Source organism: Endozoicomonas sp. (genome assembly GCF_031844845.1).
Classification (GTDB): Bacteria; Pseudomonadota; Gammaproteobacteria; order Pseudomonadales; family Endozoicomonadaceae; genus Endozoicomonas.
On the sequence record NZ_JAVRMB020000128.1, the window covers coordinates 17,850 to 36,618 of the forward strand.

17 protein-coding genes and 1 pseudogene are annotated in these 18,769 nt (G+C 48.2%); 7 read left to right on the top strand and 11 right to left on the bottom strand.

Annotated features, from left to right (window positions below; genetic code table 11):
* Positions 1 to 89: 89 nt before the first annotated feature.
* The 3 genes and pseudogenes from RM811_RS06230 to RM811_RS06240 form a co-directional block, all read left to right on the top strand.
* The gene (locus tag RM811_RS06230) at positions 90 to 2,108 is read left to right on the top strand and encodes an ATP-binding cassette domain-containing protein (RefSeq protein ID WP_402521919.1); all 2,019 of its coding nucleotides are present in this window, start codon (positions 90 to 92) and stop codon (positions 2,106 to 2,108) included.
* Positions 2,109 to 2,393: 285 nt separating this feature from the next.
* Entirely contained in the window at positions 2,394 to 3,170 is a 777-nt protein-coding gene (locus RM811_RS06235) for a hypothetical protein (protein WP_402521922.1), read from the top strand.
* Between the two features lie 108 nt (positions 3,171 to 3,278).
* A pseudogene (locus RM811_RS06240) lies at positions 3,279 to 3,563 on the top strand (transposase); the annotation flags it as partial.
* Between the two features lie 8 nt (positions 3,564 to 3,571).
* Here the strand turns inward: RM811_RS06240 and RM811_RS06245 are convergent.
* From RM811_RS06245 to putP, 5 genes are all read right to left on the bottom strand, one after another.
* Positions 3,572 to 4,762, bottom strand: a complete 1,191-nt coding sequence (locus tag RM811_RS06245) for a DUF819 family protein (protein ID WP_402521925.1) — start codon at positions 4,760 to 4,762, stop codon at positions 3,572 to 3,574.
* 15 nt (positions 4,763 to 4,777) lie between these two features.
* Positions 4,778 to 6,052, bottom strand: a complete 1,275-nt coding sequence (locus tag RM811_RS06250; protein ID WP_402521928.1) for an alanine racemase — start codon at positions 6,050 to 6,052, stop codon at positions 4,778 to 4,780.
* Positions 6,053 to 6,228: 176 nt separating this feature from the next.
* Positions 6,229 to 7,590, bottom strand: coding sequence for a D-arabinono-1,4-lactone oxidase (locus RM811_RS06255; RefSeq protein ID WP_402521931.1), 1,362 nt, complete (start codon positions 7,588 to 7,590; stop codon positions 6,229 to 6,231).
* A gap of 37 nt (positions 7,591 to 7,627) precedes the next feature.
* The gene (locus RM811_RS06260; RefSeq protein WP_402521934.1) at positions 7,628 to 8,008 is read right to left on the bottom strand and encodes a c-type cytochrome; all 381 of its coding nucleotides are present in this window, start codon (positions 8,006 to 8,008) and stop codon (positions 7,628 to 7,630) included.
* 225 nt (positions 8,009 to 8,233) lie between these two features.
* Complete coding sequence (gene putP, locus RM811_RS06265) at positions 8,234 to 9,724, bottom strand: sodium/proline symporter PutP (protein ID WP_402521937.1); 1,491 nt, start codon at positions 9,722 to 9,724, stop codon at positions 8,234 to 8,236.
* A gap of 532 nt (positions 9,725 to 10,256) precedes the next feature.
* On the opposite strand from putP, the gene RM811_RS06270 reads away from it, so the two are divergent.
* From RM811_RS06270 to RM811_RS06285, 4 genes are all read left to right on the top strand, one after another.
* On the top strand, positions 10,257 to 11,048 hold the full coding sequence (locus RM811_RS06270; RefSeq protein ID WP_402521940.1) for a fumarylacetoacetate hydrolase family protein: 792 nt from the start codon (positions 10,257 to 10,259) through the stop codon (positions 11,046 to 11,048).
* Between the two features lie 22 nt (positions 11,049 to 11,070).
* Positions 11,071 to 11,985: an acetaldehyde dehydrogenase (acetylating) gene (locus tag RM811_RS06275; protein ID WP_402522033.1), complete on the top strand. Its 915-nt coding sequence runs from the start codon at positions 11,071 to 11,073 to the stop codon at positions 11,983 to 11,985.
* A gap of 3 nt (positions 11,986 to 11,988) precedes the next feature.
* Positions 11,989 to 13,017, top strand: a complete 1,029-nt coding sequence (gene dmpG / locus RM811_RS06280; protein WP_402521943.1) for a 4-hydroxy-2-oxovalerate aldolase — start codon at positions 11,989 to 11,991, stop codon at positions 13,015 to 13,017.
* 251 nt (positions 13,018 to 13,268) lie between these two features.
* Positions 13,269 to 14,123, top strand: a complete 855-nt coding sequence (locus RM811_RS06285; RefSeq protein ID WP_402521946.1) for an SDR family NAD(P)-dependent oxidoreductase — start codon at positions 13,269 to 13,271, stop codon at positions 14,121 to 14,123.
* Positions 14,124 to 14,204: 81 nt separating this feature from the next.
* On the opposite strand, the gene sctU is transcribed toward RM811_RS06285, so the two are convergent.
* The 6 genes from sctU to RM811_RS06315 form a co-directional block, all read right to left on the bottom strand.
* Positions 14,205 to 15,266 carry a type III secretion system export apparatus subunit SctU gene (sctU, locus tag RM811_RS06290; protein ID WP_402521949.1) on the bottom strand — a complete coding sequence of 354 codons (1,062 nt, stop codon included), beginning with the start codon at positions 15,264 to 15,266 and terminating at the stop codon, positions 14,205 to 14,207.
* Positions 15,263 to 16,054: a type III secretion system export apparatus subunit SctT gene (gene sctT, locus RM811_RS06295; RefSeq protein ID WP_402521952.1), complete on the bottom strand. Its 792-nt coding sequence runs from the start codon at positions 16,052 to 16,054 to the stop codon at positions 15,263 to 15,265. Before sctT ends, sctU begins: the two co-directional genes overlap by 4 nt.
* A 3-nt stretch (positions 16,055 to 16,057) precedes the next feature.
* Positions 16,058 to 16,321 (bottom strand): type III secretion system export apparatus subunit SctS, encoded by a 264-nt coding sequence (gene sctS, locus RM811_RS06300; protein ID WP_402521955.1) that lies wholly within the window; start codon positions 16,319 to 16,321, stop codon positions 16,058 to 16,060.
* Entirely contained in the window at positions 16,314 to 16,982 is a 669-nt protein-coding gene (gene sctR, locus RM811_RS06305) for a type III secretion system export apparatus subunit SctR (RefSeq protein WP_402521958.1), read from the bottom strand. Before sctR ends, sctS begins: the two co-directional genes overlap by 8 nt.
* Positions 16,983 to 17,047: 65 nt before the next feature.
* Positions 17,048 to 18,019, bottom strand: a complete 972-nt coding sequence (sctQ, locus tag RM811_RS06310; protein WP_402521961.1) for a type III secretion system cytoplasmic ring protein SctQ — start codon at positions 18,017 to 18,019, stop codon at positions 17,048 to 17,050.
* An 8-nt stretch (positions 18,020 to 18,027) separates the two neighbouring features.
* Positions 18,028 to 18,768, bottom strand: coding sequence for a type III secretion HpaP family protein (locus RM811_RS06315; protein ID WP_402521964.1), 741 nt, complete (start codon positions 18,766 to 18,768; stop codon positions 18,028 to 18,030).
* Position 18,769: the final 1 nt, after the last annotated feature.

Sequence of the window (18,769 nt, forward strand, 5' to 3'; positions counted from 1 at the left end):
TTGTAGCCAATACGTACGTTAATCATTCGTGGGATAAGGAGTGCCCCCAGCGTTCTGCCATCATGGTTGAAAGGCAATGGATTGTGAATATGAATTGTGAAGACTATCTGGTCAACTCTGCCAGTTTGAGCAATGCGCTGGAATATCTGAACAAGCACTATACGCTGGATAGTCGGCTCGCCTTTATTAATAACAAGCTGCGCAGGACCACCGACCTTAACATTTATAAAACCAAATCCTATCTGGAAGAACTCGGTTTTCTTGTCAAAATTTCCACTGTTGAAAATCTTGAGCTGGTTGAGCTGGATGAAGAGCATCTGCTGTTCTGTTTTGACCATGAACACGACATTATTATTCTTCGTCACAACAGTGATATGAACCGAACCCGTTCCAAGCACAGCATGGAACATCCGATACTGATTATCAGTACTGAAAAGCTGGAAACAAGAGCGAGCACATCGGGCGATGAACACAAAAGTATGGCCTGGTTTTTCCGGCGCCTGACGGATCGTGACGGCATCTATCTGGTGTTGACCGGTTTAATTACCAATCTTCTGGTTTATGTTGTTCCTCTCTACAACATGAACGTGTTCGATAAAGTACTGCCCAGTGGCTTTATCGGGATTTTGTCATCACTGGTGTTAATTGCCGTTTTTATGGTGTTGATCTGGTTTGTTAACCGGTCAGCACTCTCCTATTTGTTGAGTGACCGGATTTTCCACCTCGAGGTTCAACTGGGCAGGGAGTTTTCTGATCGACTTTGTAATTTGAAGCCTTCCGCTATGCCTCACTCTGCTTCCTTCATGGCTCAGTTGGTGACTTATGGCCGCTCTTTGAGCCAGATGCTGGGTACACTGCATTTGCTGGCGTTAGTGGATTCGCCATTCATGGTGTTGTCTCTGATCCTTATTGCTTACTTTGGTGGTGCCATGGTGGTTATACCACTGATTTCAATTTTTCTCGTGGTGGGTATCAACCTTGTACTGCAGCCGAAAATTCAAAAATATATTAATGACCAGTATGAGTTTGAAGGGCGAAAACGTAAGTTTGAATATGAAATCATGCAGTCACTGCCCTTTATCAAACTGGCGGGTATGGAACGCTATTTTACCGAAGTGATCGAACATAACAGGCCAGACCATCAGCACTATTTTTCAATTTCGGCTCATATCAACCACATCTCTATGTTGATTCTGTTTCTTTCGCTCATTGCGGTGACCGGCTACGGTGCATGGCGTGTATCAGAGGGGATGATGACCATGGGCCAGCTGGTGGCCTGTTCTCTTCTGGCGTCTAAATCCATCTCCAATGCCTCTATTACCAACTTGCTGTTCAATATCAACCGCATCAGGATTTTGTTTGATAACCTGAATCGCTTTTATGAAATTCCCATTGAAGAGCGGGGGGCTTCTTTCTGTCTGACCCGGATTAAGCATCTTGAACTGAAGGATATCGAGTTTGCCTATGCAGATAACCGGTATTTTCAAATAAAGGGCGTGAATATTGATTTTAACCTGCCCGATACACTCTACGTTTATGGTCGTCCGGGTGCGGGCAAATCCAGCTTGTTTAATATTCTGGCAGGGCTTGAAGATCCATCCAGTGGGCACCTGCTGGTTAATAATCTGAATGTTGAACACTTTGACTATCGGGATGTACGCAGCCATATTCATTTCTCGCCCTCATACTACCGGTTTTTTACCGGTACCCTGTATGACAACCTGACCCTTGGACGTAGCTCCATCACCGCTGAGCAGGTGGCGGATGCCCTTGAGAAAGTACACCTGGCTGAAAAGATTAACCAGATTGAAGATGGCTTACACTTCAAGGTTGATAATAGTGACGTCATCCCCCTGTCATCCGGCGAGCGAAAGCGCTTTATGCTGGCCAGAGTCTTCCTGACCGATGCCGACCTGGTGGTTCTTGATGAACCGTTTGAATTTCTGAGTGATGAAGGCAGCCTTAACTTTATCCAGTCCGTACGCTCTTTTTGCCAGGAGACAGAAAAAGGACTGATTATTCTCAGTAACCGGAAGTCCTTTGCTCATTTCTGTAATCATGCCCTGACGCTGAATAATGGTCAGCTATACCCTATGAAGACAAAGTAACCATTGATGAATAAAAACCAAAAAAAATCTTTGGTCTCCTTCGGCATAACCCCACCCCCAACCAATGTGAAAGCCCTCTGGAAATGGCTTGGGCAGTCTATTCTCGGACAGCCTTCCGGGGGGCAGCTTACTGACCAAAAACAAATGGAAATGGTAGCTTTCCTGAAGGCCGGATTATTTAGTAAGAAATTGTTATCAATATTGACAGACTGGTTAGGGTAAATACCTGTCTGATTACCTAAAATCAAAATCCAGCTATTCAAAAATACAGGGAGGCTAACCAATATGCCTGTACCAAACGTTTCATCAGCACCGGGAATGTACACCCAGTACCCTTCTGCGAATGATCAGCCGGATTCTGCAGGTTCTTCAGGCCCCCGGAAAACACAGATGGGACGCGAAGACGCTCATCAGCCAAAATTAAACCCGGTAAATCTGCGAGATCGAATCCTTTACCCGATAAAAGTTAATGCCAGGCGAATGATTGATGCAGTGAAAATAGGCAAACTAATTGGCGGGTCTATTACCGGAATCCCTTCTGCTGTCGTGGGGGCGGGCGTTGGTGCTGTTGTTGGTGGTGTCCTGGGTGGAGTGAAGCTGCTGGCTGACCGTTATCGTGGTGTGGAATCTTACGCAGTCTTTCATGGTGTGACTTTAGGTATAAAAACCGGTGGGTTGGTAGTCTGTGTACTTGGCAGTATTCCCGGAGTCGTGGTTGGCGCTCTGGCCCTGGCTGTCTGTGGGGTGGTCCGGGGTGTATTGTGTCTACCCTTTGACATATATCGGGCGTGTAGCAGTGATTGCCTGACGATAGAGACGACGAAATTAAACATGTCGACACTTGCTGAACCACTTCGGCTGCTGGGACTGGAGCGTTTTATCCACAACAATGCGCAAGACCTGACTGAAAAGGATTTGAATCAAGCCTATAGAAAAAAGGCCAGGGATTATCATCCGGACAGGCGGGATGGTTATGATGATGGGAAGCTTGATGAGGTAACAAAGGCCAGGGCGCGAGTAAAAGAGGCTATAGCGAAACGGAGGGGTGAATGGAGGCGCTAATCGGCATCGGGAACCGACCTGCGGCTGATATACCAGCTCCTCTCTTGCCAGAGTATGCCGGTCTCTATTGGCGGGCGATTTGAGACCGCTTAATGTCTACCTTAAGATGAGTGCAATGGGGTCAGTGCAATCTTTATGTTCTTTGGGCCACTCGACGGATGGCGACACGTAGAAGTCACTGACAGAAGGACGGCTGAGGACCGGGCGTTACAGATTAAAAAACTGGTGATGGATAATTTGAATACTCATACCCCTGCGTCCCTGTATAAAGTGTTCGAGCCAGAAGAAGCGCGCCGTATAGCCAGCAAGCTTGAAATTCATTACACACCGAAGCATGGTAGCTGGCTCAATATGGCAGAGACAGAGCTGAGCATTTTAAGCCGTCAGTGTTTGGGTTCAGCTCACTGACCCAACAGATATCGAACGCTGTAAGCGACCACAACACCCAGGTAGTTACCTATGACGTAACCAATAATGGCTGCAGCAAAACCTGGCAGAATAAGTTCACGGTTCTTCAGTGCACCGGCAATGACCGGAATAAAAGGAACCGACATAATGGCGGCTGAAGAGGTAATCAGGAATGTGTCGGTATCAATCTTCATCAGTTTGCAAATCAACGCATGAACCAATAATGAACCCAGTAGAATAAAGCCAATATACGCAAATAAATCAACGTTCAGGTTGGTTACAATACTGGTATCCGTCATGGTACCCATGGTGAAACAAAATACCAGAATCAGGTACATGCCCAGCTGAAAACTGGTTGCCAGCTGTCGGATATAAGGAATAAATGAGGCGGCCAGTCCCAGGCTGGTAATAGAAATAATGGTCACAGCGGATGACATGGATTTCGGGAACAGTGATGAGACAGTCACAGCAAGCCCAACAACCAGTCCTGAGAAGATTAATGACTGAATTGTTTGTGGTAGCGTTTTGAAATTAACCAATACTTTATAGCTGTTAGCGGTTTCGTCAGCGAGATGAGCGAACTTCTTATCGTGCTCTGAATCCAGCGGTATACCCGTGGATTTAAATGGGCGTAAAAACAGACCAAATAAGGGCTTGGCCAGGGTCATCACAAACATCAGGTATAAAGCCGAGAGCAGAATATCGTAGGTGGCCATGGTGATAAAGATATCCTGATCCGCGTCAATAGCGGTTTTAATGGCTGCCATATTGGGGCCGCCACCGGTATAGGCACCCACGGACATTCCGGCAATTTGCCAGATATTCTGAAGGTCATCACGAAATATTAATGCACCAGCGGCACTGATGATCATTACGGTCAATAAGGCCACTACCATGCTTTTCATGGTATCGCCGGCCATGCTTAACGAGTGTTTTACGTCGAGCGAAAACACTAGCAAAGGGAGTGCAAGGGCGATGGCTATTTCCGTTAAGTTGATTTGCATAGCCAGCAGTTCATCCTTTGCAAAAAATGCCGGCAGGTCAAGGCTGGCGCTGAGGGCTATGCCAAGGCCAAAGGATAAAACCACTACGCCGATTTTATCCAGCAGTTGAAATTTCTGACACACAATAATCAGCAGGGCAGGAATAAGCAGGTAAGCCAAAGTGGCAGTAATAATGGGCACAATACACTCCTTCGATCAGCGACGGGCGCCGTTCAGATTGTCCTTTGAGAAATGGTCTTTGGCAGTACAGGATTGCAAATCACTTTCCGGGTATTGGAACACTGGCCAGTATTCCTTAATTTCACCGTCATCAATGACCGCAATATCGCCAAACTGAAGAAATACCGCTTCGCTTTGGGTGGGGCGAAAAAACATAAAGTCATCCCGTTGAACAGGGTGATCTTTATTAATTTCGTACAGCTCCTGATTGCTGGAGTGGCCAAGAACTCCAGACCGTTTACTACCTGCGGGATAACAGGGGGATGCCAGCCAGTTACCACCGTATATAAAAGCTGCCCGTTTGGGAGAAAGCCCGATCATGCGCAGGCATGCTGAAATTCCAGATGCCATGGGCAGGTTTGGTTTTCTGACATCTTTTAATATCGGGGCCGCAATAAAAGCAGCCGGAGAGTGGTCGTCCAGGGTGAATACATCAAAATCGGTGGGTTTTACCAGGGCTGAAGCGGTGGAAATTTCATTAATCAGGGTGTTGTCATTATATAGAGGGTAGGTGGTGCTTCCCCCTGCGTTGAGACACAGGCCTTGCAATACCTGATCACCAAATACCCTGCGTACTTGCTCTGTAAAAAACTGATAGCGCTTCATGGCCAGACGAAACGCTTTCTTCGGGCCACTTGCCAGTGCGGGGATTTTAGTAATATGAGCTTCATAACCCATCAGGCCAGACAATGATAAATGGTCACTTTCTTTCAGTAATGCGAGTGCCTGCTGAAATCCCGATGAATCATCAAAGCCGCCACGATTAAGGCCAACATTAATTTCCAGATTGATCCGAAGTTGCAGGTTATTATTCCGGGCAAAGGTATGGTATTCCTGTAAACGGTCCAGCGAATCAACCAGCCACTGCAGCTGAGATTCTGGCTTGAATTCACAGGAATGATTTTGCTGCCAGTGGTAAAAATATTTCACAGCACTGATCGGCATGGGTTTGCCCAGCAGTACATCGGCTTCAGGAATGTTCTCTATCAGGTGAATCAGAAAGGGGAGGTGAAAGCTCATCAAACGGCAGGTTCCTGTGCGTTCCATGATGTAGCGCAACATAGGAATAGACGGCAGTGACTTGGCAACGATACGGTATTGAAAACCGCGTTTAATCACATCCAGCAGATGGTTAATATTGAGGTCAAGTCGTTGTTTGTCGATTACCAGGGTAGGCCGACAGATGCCTGCCTTTTTCAGGATCAGGTTTATGTCCTGAAAGTAACGATCATTCGTGTCTGTAATATTCATGGCCAGTTTTGATGTTTGTTTTTATTATTTCAGTCTTGTTCCCACGGTCTCGTGGGCATGCATACGTAACCTGTCTGATGGCCACAGTGCAGTCTGATAGTCCGGGCCTGCATTCCCACGCAGGACCCTCAGGGCCTAAAAGCGTGGGAACGAGGGAAATCCTGTCAGTCCCGCAATCAGGTGAACAGCTGCTTCAGGTAAGGATTCAGGAATCTGCCCTGAGGATCCAGTTGTTGCCTGACCTGACGAAAATCATCCCATTTGGGATAGAGTCTGGCGAAGTCCTGAGCATCGAGCTTATTCAGTTTCCCCCAGTGTGGACGACCATGGTATTTCCGCAGGATAGGCTCAATGGCATTAAAATAGACCTGATAATCCTCTTCGAAGAATCGGTGTACGGCGATGGAACAGGTCTCTCTCTGGTAGAACGGGCTTAACCAGATGTCGTCACCTTTGACATAACGGAACTCGATGGGGAAAAACACCTCAGAGAAATCTTTCTCCAGAACTTCGCGGATCTCTTTCAGGGCTTTTAAACCATTTTCCCGTGGCAGGTGATATTCCATCTCGTTAAAGCGAACGTTGCGATCATTAGCGTAGTTCTTCCAGGAGCTTTCAATGACGACTTCGTCATCAATGGTTTTCATATAGGTACTTAAGATTACCTCACGCAGGGCAGGGGACCAGCTGAGCATATCTCTGGCCAGTTTAAGGTCGTTGGCACCGTCATTGGTATCCAGACGTTCAGTGGTAGCCAGCGGCTCATTGGTAATGTTGTGTACATCGGTCCAGCCCATACCGGTAAAGGGGATATAATAAAATTCGAAGTTACGATTACTGCCTGCCATCTCTTCGGCCACTTCGAGGATTTCATCGAACTCCCGCCAGACGGTTTCCCGCTTTAAGCGATAAGGTGCTGAATTTTGCAGAGTCACTTTGGTGATAACGCCCAATGACCCTAAAGAGACTTTGGCAGCCTGGAAAATATCTGAATTCTGTTGCTCGCTGCACTGTAGAACTTCGCCATTGGCCGTGACCAGCTCCAGGGCTTCCACCAGTGTTGGAATACACCCTGTACCAGCACCAGTGCCGTGTGTTGCGGTGGCCAGGCAACCGGCCAGTGATTGCTGATCGATATCTGGCATGGTAATCAAAGCCTGACCTGCAGCTTCCAGCGGTTGGCCTATATCACCCAGTCGGGTTCCGGCCTGTATGGTTGCCTGTAATCTGTCGGGATCATGACTGACGATGCCAGACATACGACTGAGAGAAACCAGTATATCGTCCGTAGGAACCAGAGGGCTGAATGAGTGTCCGGAGCCAACCGGTCGAATGACACCTTTAGTAGAAGTAATCAACGCCTGCAACTCGGCAACAGACGTGGGGGCTTTTCTGGCTTGCGGAAAGCATTGCTGCGACCCGGACCAGTTACGCCAGGGAATACGGCGTTTTTCTGTGGCCAGGCTGATTGAAGGTGAAATGGCCTGGGCTGCCGCAACAGCAATTAATGACGTTAAAAAATGTCGGCGACTTAACATAAAGATTCCCTGGTATTCGTTTTTTTTATTTTTTTGCTTATTTAGCTGGAGCAGCCATAAATGCGATTAATGCTTCGAATTGCTCTGGTTCGCAGTCCATGCACAGGCCAAAAGGAGGCATACCACCAAAGCCGTTTATTACATTATTCAGTAGCTCATCCATACCTTTATCCATACGGTTTTGCCAGCCCTGGCTATCGCCGGTCAGGGGGGCTCCGGTAGTGGCAATGGTATGGCAGCTTTTGCAGCTGCGGTTGTAAATAGCAGAGAGATGAGAATCCTGTGGCCGCAACTGGCTTGCCAGTGCCGGGTCGAATGCCTGTTTTTTTAATGAGAGTTGTGACGAGTCACAGGCGGTGAGCAAGAGGCTAAATAATAGGGTGCCTGTCAGGTATTTTGCGGTTTTCAGGAACTTCATAAAGCGGTTCTCTTATTGTTGTTTACTTTCTACACTTGAGCTGAACCGTGGTGATCGTGAATTTTCTTGTACCATAGTACAGTTTTTGTGAAAAAAGAAGTCTCGTTTTTGTTTCCTTGTGATTAGAGCTAACTTGAAGAATGAAGTGCAGGGTTGGAGAAGTAAGTGGCCAGTTTAATCGAGAAAAAGGGAGCAATAAGTTATTGCTCCCTTTTGAAGTCTGAATCAGGATACCATCTGTTTTACCAACTCAAACTCTTTCGTGATTTCCTCGCCTGGCTCTTTTGTTAACAGGCTGACAACCACAATAGATACAGTGGCAAACAGTATGCCGGGGACGATCTCATAGAGATCAAAGATACCGCCACTGATCTGCTTCCAGACAACGACGGTGACGCCACCCACAACAATACCAGCCAATGCGCCAAAACGGTTCATTCGTTTCCAGAACATACTGATTAACAACGCAGGACCAAATGCCGCACCAAAACCAGCCCAGGCATAGGATACCAGGCCAAGTACCGAGCTATCGGGATCGAAAGCCAGGAACAGGGCGACCAGTGCAATCAGAACAACAGCAATACGGCCAACAGCCATTACCTGACCGGATGTCGCATCCTTTTTCAGGATATCTTTGTAGAAATCTTCAGCAAGGGCAGATGAAGAAACCAGCAGCTGTGAGTCGGCAGTACTCATGATGGCGGCCAGAATAGCAGCCAGCAGAATGCCCGCGATAACAGGGTGGAATGTGGCATTAACCAGAACCATAAAAATAGTTTCACCATCAGCAAGCGTCGAGCCCTGGTTGTTTAAGTAAATCAGGCCAACCAACCCGACCAGAATGGCTCCCACCATTGATAAGCCGCTCCAGGTAACCGCTATACGTCGGGCAGTGGGTACATCGTCCGGTGAGCGAATGCCAGCGAAACGTGCAAGGATATGGGGTTGTCCAAAATAACCAAACCCCCAGGCGACCAGTGAAAGGATGGCAATCCACGTCAGTGGTTCGCCCTTAGCGCTGGTCCATGGGTTGAGCAGGTGAGGGTTGTGCGTTTCCAGTAGTGTGAGGAGAGGTTGGTCGGATGAGCCCGATTGCAGGGCTACCACCGGAACAATCAGCAATGCGGCCGCCATCAGCAGGCCCTGAATAAGGTCCGTCCAGGAAACTGCAAGAAAACCACCGAACAGCGTGTAGGAAATAATGCAGAGTGTGCCAATAATCACTGCAATGCTGTAATCAATACCGAATACGGTTTCAAACAGTTTGCCACCGGCGACCAGTCCGGAGCTGGTATAGAACAGGAAGAACAGCAGAATGAAAAAAGCTGAAACTGCCTGCAGCATTTTTGAGTGGTCTCTGAAGCGGTTGGTAAAGAATTCAGGCAGGGTTACCGAGTTTCCAGCAGTCTCACTGTAAACTCTCAGTCGTTTAGCCATTAATAACCAGTTCAACCAGGTGCCCAGTAGTAAACCGCCAGCCAGCCAGAAGGCTTCAAAGCCTGATGCAAAGGCATAGCCGGGCAGTCCGAGCAGAAGCCAGCCACTCATATCCGATGCCCCGGCACTGAGCGCCGCAGGCCATGGACCCAGTGTTCGGCCTCCCAGAAAATAGTCTTCAGAGTTGTTGGTGCGTCTCCATGCCTGATAACCAATGAATAGCATCAGGGTTAGATAGACAATAAAGGTGCCTAGAATGGCGGTACTACTCTCATTCATGAGTTGTCCTTTTTAGAGCTTTTGCTTTTATTGTTATGTCAGCGTTTTTTGATATTCAATCTGGATTGCCGCTTTTTCAGGCTTCTATCTGGCTCTTCAGATCAGGCTGCAACAGGCTAACATTTTGTAGTTATACTGTCGTGCTATTTGGTAATAACCAAAGGCTTTCCTGAGAGCCATGGAAAGCCTGGTTTTGGGCACGGTTGAGCTCCCGAAGTTCAGGAGCCGTTATTATATGTTGATGTAAATGCGAGGGCTTTGGGACGTGGCATTGTAGAAAGTACCAGCTCTCCGTCATTCTTGCGAAGGCGGGAATCTACCACGCAGTGGATCCCCGCCTTCGAGGGTGTCGCAAAAGGGAGAATTAACTCCCAACCGTCATCCCCGCGAAGGCGGGGATCCACTGCTCGAGATAGACCCCGCTCTCGAGATGGATTCCCGCCTTCGCGGGAAAGACGGAGGGGGGGTAGAAATCGGCATTTAAGACCTTTTGCAACAACCTCAGAATCTGGGAACGAGGCGAATAAAAATAATGAATAAAGATAAAAGATCGCAGTACGGTGATGAACTTTATGAGGCTCTGACCAGTGGTCAGACCATTACCCCGCTAACGGAACGTGAAAGCGATATCTCTGTTGAAGATGCCTATCACATTTCCCTTCATGTGGTGGAACGTCGGGTTGCTGCAGGCGATAAGATTGTTGGCAAAAAAATAGGGGTAACCTCCAAAGCGGTTCAGGACATGCTGAATGTTCACCAGCCAGATTTTGGGTTTATTACCCGGCAGATGTGGTTCAAAAATGGAGAAACCATTTCCTGTTCGGAAAACAAACTCATACAACCCAGAGCTGAAGGAGAAATTGCCTTCAAACTGAAAAAGGATCTGGTGGGTCCTGGTGTGACTGAACAGGATGTACTGGATGCCACCGAGTCTGTCTTTCCCTGTTTTGAAATTGTTGATTCCCGTATTCATAACTGGCAGATCAAAATTCAGGACACCGTTTCGGATAACGCGTCCTGTGGCGTGTTTGTGCTGGGAGAAGAAGCTGTTGATCCTCGATCAATTGATCTGCCCGCTGTGCAGATGAAAGTTTATAAAAATGGTCAGTTAATCAGTGAAGGTGTAGGGGCTGCGGTACAGGGTGATCCGTTGACTGCTGTTGCCTGGCTGGCTAATACCCTCGGTGAGTTTGGCATTCCATTGAAAGCGGGTGAAATTATTCTGTCCGGTTCCCTTGTGCCTCTTGAACCTGTTCAACCAGGTGATGTGATGGAGCTGGAAATTGAAGGTTTGGGCAAGGCCGCTGTGACATTTGGAGAATAAAACAGCCATGAGCTATGAGAAAGTGAATGAGAAACTGAAGGCAATCATTATCGGGCCGGGTAATATCGGTACCGATCTTTTGATGAAAATGAAACGCTCTGAATGGATCGAGCCGGTCTGGATGGTGGGTATTGATCCGGAATCTGAGGGTTTGAAACGTGCCCGTGAAATGGGTATCAAGACCTCTTCAGAAGGGGTCGATGGCGTGCTTTCTCACGTCATCAAGGATGATATTCGCATCGCCTTTGATGCAACGTCAGCCTACGTTCACGCTGAGAATAGCCGGAAGTTGAATGAGCTGGGTGTCATTATGATTGATTTGACGCCTGCTGCTATCGGCCCTTTCTGTGTGCCTCCTGTCAATCTGAGAGAGCATACAGAAGCGTTGAAAATGAACGTGAATATGGTGACCTGTGGCGGGCAGGCAACGATCCCCATGGTTGCGGCGGTTTCACGGGTTCAGGAAGTGGAATACGGTGAGATTGTGGCCACGGTATCTTCCCGCTCTGTAGGGCCTGGTACACGACAGAATATTGATGAGTTTACCCGGACTACGTCCAGTGCTGTTGAAAAGGTTGGGGGAGCGAAGAAGGGCAAGGCGATCATCATTATTAACCCTGCTGAGCCACCAATGATTATGCGGGATACCATCCACTGTCTGACCACAGAAGAGCCAGATCAGAGAGCTATCACTCGGTCAGTTCACGATATGGTAGCTGAGGTTCAAAAGTATGTACCAGGCTATCGTCTGGTAAATGGTCCGGTTTTTGATGGCAATCGGGTTACCGTCTTTATGGAAGTGGAAGGCCTTGGGGATTTTCTGCCCAAGTATGCGGGTAACCTCGATATTATGACGGCGGCGGGCCTGAGAACGGCTGAGATGTTTGCTGAAGAAGCAGCGAAGGGCGCAATCACCTTACCGGCACGTGGAGAATAAACGATGAACCTGAAAGGTAAAAAAGTCACCCTCCATGATATGTGTCTGCGTGACGGTATGCATGCCAAACAGCATCAGATATCTCTGGACGAAATGGTGAATATCGCTACTGCCATGGATGAGGCCGGTATTCCTCTGATCGAAGTCACCCATGGTGATGGTCTGGGTGGTGCATCTGTTAACTATGGTTTTCCTGCTCATAGCGATGAAGAGTATCTGGATGCCGTTATTCCCAAGATGAAAAATGCCAGAGTTTCTGTTTTGCAGTTGCCTGGTATTGGAACTCTGGATCACCTGCGAATGGCAAAAGACTTGGGTGTTTCCACCATTCGCGTAGCAACGCATTGTACTGAAGCGGATGTCTCTGAACAGCACATTGGCATGTCAGCAAAGATGGGCATGGATACTGTGGGCTTTCTGATGATGGCGCATAGGGTCAGTGCTGAGAAAATTCTGGAACAGGCCAGGCTGATGGAGAGTTATGGTGCTAACTGCATCTACTGCACCGACTCTGCCGGTTATATGTTGCCAGATGAAGTTACTGACAAGTTGGGACTTCTGCGAGCGGAATTGAGGCCTGAAACTGAACTGGGCTTCCATGGTCATCACAACATGGCGATGGGTATTGCCAACTCACTGGCAGCCATTGAAGCGGGTGCTTCACGTATTGATGGGTCGGTAGCTGGCCTGGGCGCTGGTGCTGGTAATACACCGCTGGAAGTGTTTGTGGCCGTGCTTGACCGTATGGGTGTTGAAACCGGTGTTGACCTGTACAAGATCAGTGATGTGGCTGAAGACCTGGTGGTGCCTCTGATGGACCAGCCCATCCGGATTGACCGGGATGCGCTGACACTGGGTTATGCCGGGGTTTACTCCTCATTCCTGCTGTTTGCCAAGCGCGCTGAAGCGAAGTATGGCGTGCAGGCCCGTGATATTCTGGCAGAGCTGGGTCGTCGCGGTACCGTTGGTGGTCAGGAGGACATGATTGAAGATTTGGCGCTGACCATGGCCAAAGAGAAGGGATTGATTTAAGTAAATTCGCCGCCCGCGACCCGCTGCCCGCCGCCCGAAAAAGAAAAGACGCATGCTTTACGGGAAGCGGGAAGCGGGAAGCGGGAAGCGGGAAGCGGGAAGCGGGAAGCGGGAAGCGGGAAGCGGGAAGCGCCTCGCTCAAGGGGAATGGAAACTGAGTGCAAAATGGGTAAGTTATTTCAGGATAAATCCCTGGTGTTCTTTGTGGCCTTCCTGGTTTAAAAAATCTTTTAAATAGCAGACTTCAGCCTATGAATAATTTTAATAATAAAGTGGCTGTTATCACCGGCGCCGGTGGTGGCATTGGACGGGAAGTGGCTTTGCAGCTTGCCAGGGAGGGTTGTCATCTTGCCCTGGCGGATGTTAATCAGCAGGGATTGGATGAAACTGCCGAGCTGTTACAACCTATTTGTAAAAAGAGTGGCGTAAAAGTCAGCTGTCATATTGTTGATGTCACTGATCGAAGCCGAATGGAATCTCTGCCGGAAGAAGTGATTGGCGTGCATGGGGCTGTTAATTTACTGGTCAACAACGCAGGGATTACTTTACAGAGCAGTTTTGAAGATCTCAGTATTGAGCACTGGGAATTGGTCCTGGGTATTAATCTGTGGGGTGTAATCTACGGTACCAAGGCTTTCCTGCCTTATCTGAAAGAGCAGGGCAAGAAAGGACCCGATAACGCTCATATTATTAATATGTCCAGTCTTGCAGGCTTTATCGGGATGCCCAATCAGTCATCCTACTGTGCAACCAAAGCAGCAGTAAGAGCGATCAGTGAAACCCTCTGGGCAGAGCTGCATATGGATAATATTGGAGTTACCTGTGTGCATCCCGGTGCCATTAAAACCAATATACTGAATGCTCATCTGGATAAGGCAGGCAATCCTGCTAATGCTGCGGCTATTGTCAGGACGGTGGATAAGTTTGCTATGGATACGGATAAAGCCGTCGCCAAAATGCTGAATGCTGTTAAGAAAAATAAACAGCGAGTGGTGATTGGTACGGACTCTCATTTGATTGAGAAATTTAAACGGCTTTTGCCCTCTGCCATACACAAGCCTTTTGCAAAAATGTTCGCAAAAGAACAGCTCGCCCGGACGGAATGAAGTGCCCGATGCCCGTTGTCCGAAAAAGTCGGGCCCGCTTGCGCTTTTTCGGGCAGCGGGTAGCGGACAACGGCCTTAATCTTAATCAGAAGATTGCTGGTTTTGCTCTTCCTGCTCTTTAATTTCCTGCACCCAGCGGAACACTTCTGCAACGGGTTCAATCAGGTCGCCAGGAATAAAGTCGGTGATGTTTAAATGAAACAGGGCATGGGCTAACGGAACATTTTCAAGAATAGGAATGCCTTCTTTTTCAGCAATTTTAATGATGAATCGGGCATGGCCTCCACGACCTTTGACAGTAACCATCGGTAAGGGTGTCTTTCCATGGCGGTAACGCAGGCCAATGGCCAGATGAGTCGGGTTTTTGATAACAACATCTGATTTACCCGTGTTCTCTGCCTGGTTCAGTATTTCCTGATGAATCTCTTTCCGCTTACCCTTGATTTCAGGACTGCCTTCACTTTCCTTGTGCTCCCGTTTGACTTCATCCTTACTCATACGGTTCTGTTTTGTGAAATTAAAACGCTCGAACATAAAGTCCAGTACGGCAATGATCACGAAAGCAATGATGGCATAGAGTAATAGTTTTTTTATCAGGTGAGCCGCCACTGGCAGTATGCATGAGCTGCCACAATGGGGCATGTTGACCATATCACCAATACTGCTGGTGATTACGTAATACACAACAAACGACAGAAATAATATCTTGACAACCGATTTGAAAAACTCTACCAGGTTTTTCATGGCGAAAATTTTCTTCAATCCGCCAATCGGGCTGATTTTCCCAATATCCGGCTTGATACCCTCAGGGGCAAACAGCAGGCCAAACTGCATGACATTACCGATAATCGCGGAAACCATGGCGACGGCGACTAAAGGAATCAGTAAGTCCATTGTTAAGTCAAGGGTACCGGTGATAACGATTTTAAGGGCGGTTTCAAACGGCTCGTTGTAGCTCAGGGAGGGGAGAATTACCATTTGCTTAAAGGTGTCGATATAGGTGTCACTCATGAACCAGAGTGTTGCCAGAACGGCAATCAGGTTGAAGGTTCCGGATACCTCCTTGCTTTTTGCCACCTGCCCTTTTTCCCGGGCGTCACGGAGTTTTTTGGGGGTGGGTTCTTCGGTTTTTTCTGCACTCATTGCCAGATCACTCCCAGTGAGTCAAACAACTGAGGGATTCCCATCAGGTATTTGCGGGATAACTCCAGAACGGTCGCCATATAGACAGTCAGAATGGCAAGGGCGACGGCGGACTTGATGGGCATGGCCAGAATAAATACGTTGAGCTGCGGTGCCGCCCGGCTGATCAGGGCAATGCCGAATTCAGTGATAAACATACAGATAATGACCGGTGCGGATAGCCACATGGCGAGATTGATGATCAGGTCAAACTGGCCAAGGAAGAAGGTGGTTGCTTCCTGGTTGAGCTGGGGGAAATAGCTGAATATCGGCCAGACTTTGTAGGTAACCATCAAGCTTTCCAGTATGAACAGAAACAGCCCGCTGGTCATTACCAGTGCAATCAGGGCCTGACTGAATAAGATCCCCATTGGCGAGGTTTCTCCCCCCGAGAAGGGGTTCATGGTACTGGCCATTGATGCACCCCGTTGGTTATCAATAAAAAAACCAGCCGCTTCCAGTGCCCAGAACGGTATGGCCAGGCAAAAGCCCATAATCGCGCCAATGAACACTTCCTTGATCACAATGCCTGCTGTGTCATAGATGGAGAGCGCTTCATCAGGTCTGGTTTCAGATAACATTGGGTGCATGAAAAGTACCAGACACATGGCAATGCCATTACGAGCCATGGCACCACCCAGGTTGCGTTTGTTCAACATGGGAAAAACGGTAAACATGGCGACTATTCGTGGCATCCCCATCGAAAGGAGGTAGAACCAGTCTTTCAGGTCGTCGATGGGCAGTATCATGAACTAGAGCCTTTGAATCATATTCATGATGGCTAAAGAGAAGTTATAGATCTCAATGCCCATCCATCGCGACGTCAGGAAAATACTGATGACCACGGCAATCAGCTTGAAGGCGAAGGGCAGGGTCTGCTCCTGGATTTGTGTTAATGCCTGAATCAAGCTGATTAACAGGCCAACGATCGACGCAGCAATGATCGGAGGCATGGAGAGCAGTAAGGTTAGCCAGAGTGCCTGGGCTGTCAGCGTTAGTATATGCGGGTCATGCATAGCTCAGCACCAGTCCGTGAATCAGACGCGTCCATCCGTCCAGTAAAACAAACAGCAGCAGCTTGAAAGGCAGCGAGATGGTCATGGGGGATACCATCATCATACCCATGGCTAACAGAATGTTTGATACGATCAAATCAATAACGATGAACGGTAAGTAGAGCAGAAAGCCGATTTCAAAGGCTTTGGTCAGTTCACTGATACAGAATGACGGCATCAGAACGATCAGGTCATCTGCAGACAGTTGTTCCTGATAAGCTTTTGGCCAGAGTTGTCGGGCTGTTTTGAGGAAGAAATTTCTTTCCCGTTCGTTGGTATTCTTCTTGAGAAAGTCCCGGTAAGGTTTGACCAGTAATTCGATATTACCCATCAGTGCTTTGGTGTCATCGGTCTGGAAACTGATATTCTCTTCTTCCACCGTATCCCAGATCTCAAAACCGATGGGCGCCATAATGTAAAGGGACAGGATGATTGCCAGGGCATTCATGGCAATATTGGGCGGTATTTGCTGTAGGCCGGTGGCATTTCGCAGGATGGAAAAAACGACAACCAGTTTCAGAAATGATGTACCCATGACCGCCAGGAAAGGCACCAGCGCGATCAGCGCCAGCGGTAGCATCAAATAAAAAGGACTGGTGAGAGTTATCGCGCCGCTTTCCATAGTCGTCCTTTGCAAGCCTCACTGTGTAAGCAAGAGGCTTTTTTATAAAGATTGTCTTAAAAGAGTCAGTCGACAATTCTGGTAATACGTGCGCCCAGTCGATTATTTATCTGTACAAGCTGGCATTCGGCAATCAACTTGCCACCGGCCCGAACACGAACCGGTTGTTCAATGGGGCGATCCAGTTCAAATACATGGCCTGACTGAAGCGTCTGAAGTTCCTGGGCACTGAATTGTTGACGACCCACTTCAAATAAAAGTTCGACCTCAATATCGGACAGGTCTATCGGGTCCTGATCATCATGTATTTGATCGTCTTCCATTGTATCCATCCTGTGCTTGATGGTGATTTGAGAACCTTCTGCCTCTCCGATGAAAGCAACGTCAGGGCTGACTCGGATAATCAGTTGTTGTCCGGTTACGTGATAATGAAAAAATACAATGTCACCGACACTCAGCCCGCTGGTTTCTTCTTTAGACAGTTTTGCCTGACCCAGTTCCAAACCTGCCCAGATAGGTATATCGGTGGTTTGCTCGTGGATATGAGTGGGGAGTAGTTTCAGCAGCTCAAATACAATGGGGTTGCTTTCCAGATAGATGGGGTATTGTGTGCCGGCTATCTGGATTGTCATCGCCAGTTCTGCCCGTTTTGAGTGATCAGCATTTGGCATCATGTCAGAGAACTTGATCGAGATACCAAGCCCCTGCATCAGGTAGTCCAGTAAGTTCTGCAGTCTGTTTTCCAGGGCCGCCAGCATTAACTCTCTGGGGAGCTTCTCTAGCACCTGACTGTTAAGATTGTCTGGCATTATACGGTCAATAAATGCACTGCCGGTATACAGAGAGACAGGCTGGTGGTTTATTTCGAGCTGCAGGCAGATGGGCGGCATATTTTCTGCCGCGATACTGCTTAGGGAAATGTCCCACCGATCCTCATGAACCTGCAGAGCAATTTCTTTCAGACGGTTGCTGAGGATTTGACTAAGCAGCAGCTGCGAGGGTGAAACAGTGGGTAGATCAAGAAGTTCTGCTGCCATGGTTTAGCCTATGCCCGATCGTTTGATGAGTTCTGGTCGTTATCTTCAGAAACATACTGGTTACGTGAGCGACCATCGGTATCCTGATTGTCACCACCTGACATGTTGATATTTACCTGAACCTTGTCGTTCGAGAACCGCTCAGCCAGCATTTTCTGCAGGTTCGCTTCGTGCTGTGCCAGAAAGTTTCCGGCTTCTGCTGATGTGGTGTTCATGGTTACCGTCAGCTCGCCACCCTGTCTCTGGATTCTGATCTCGGTACCAGGAAGCACGCTGTCTTTCAGGGAAATTCGAACCTCTGCCCCGTTGATTGCATCTTTGGCGGAGACTTGAATCTGATCCGCCAGTTTATGCAGTGCGGCATCAATTTCCTTAACACTGCTGACTTGTTGGATCTCACGAAGCTGAGCATCTGCTTTTATCTGACCCTGAGTATTATTGATTAAGGCGTGCTCTGAGCCATCCCGCATATTATGCGACATGTTTTCTCCGCCCTGATCTTTTTCCTGGCGGCCTTTGACAGCACCTTTTGAACTTTTGCTGCGCTCGGCAACCAGACTCTCAAGGCTCTGGTCTTTTTTATCTCCACCGGCCTTTTTTTCTTTTTCCCGTTTCTCTTTTGTCATCCGGTCAGCAAAGTCGCCGGCCTGCCTTTCTGAAACTTTACGGCTCTGCTGGTTATAGTCCTGCGGTTGAGACGGAGGAGCTGGTTGAGAGCTACCGCTTTGGTTAAGGCCTTCTGTCGACATA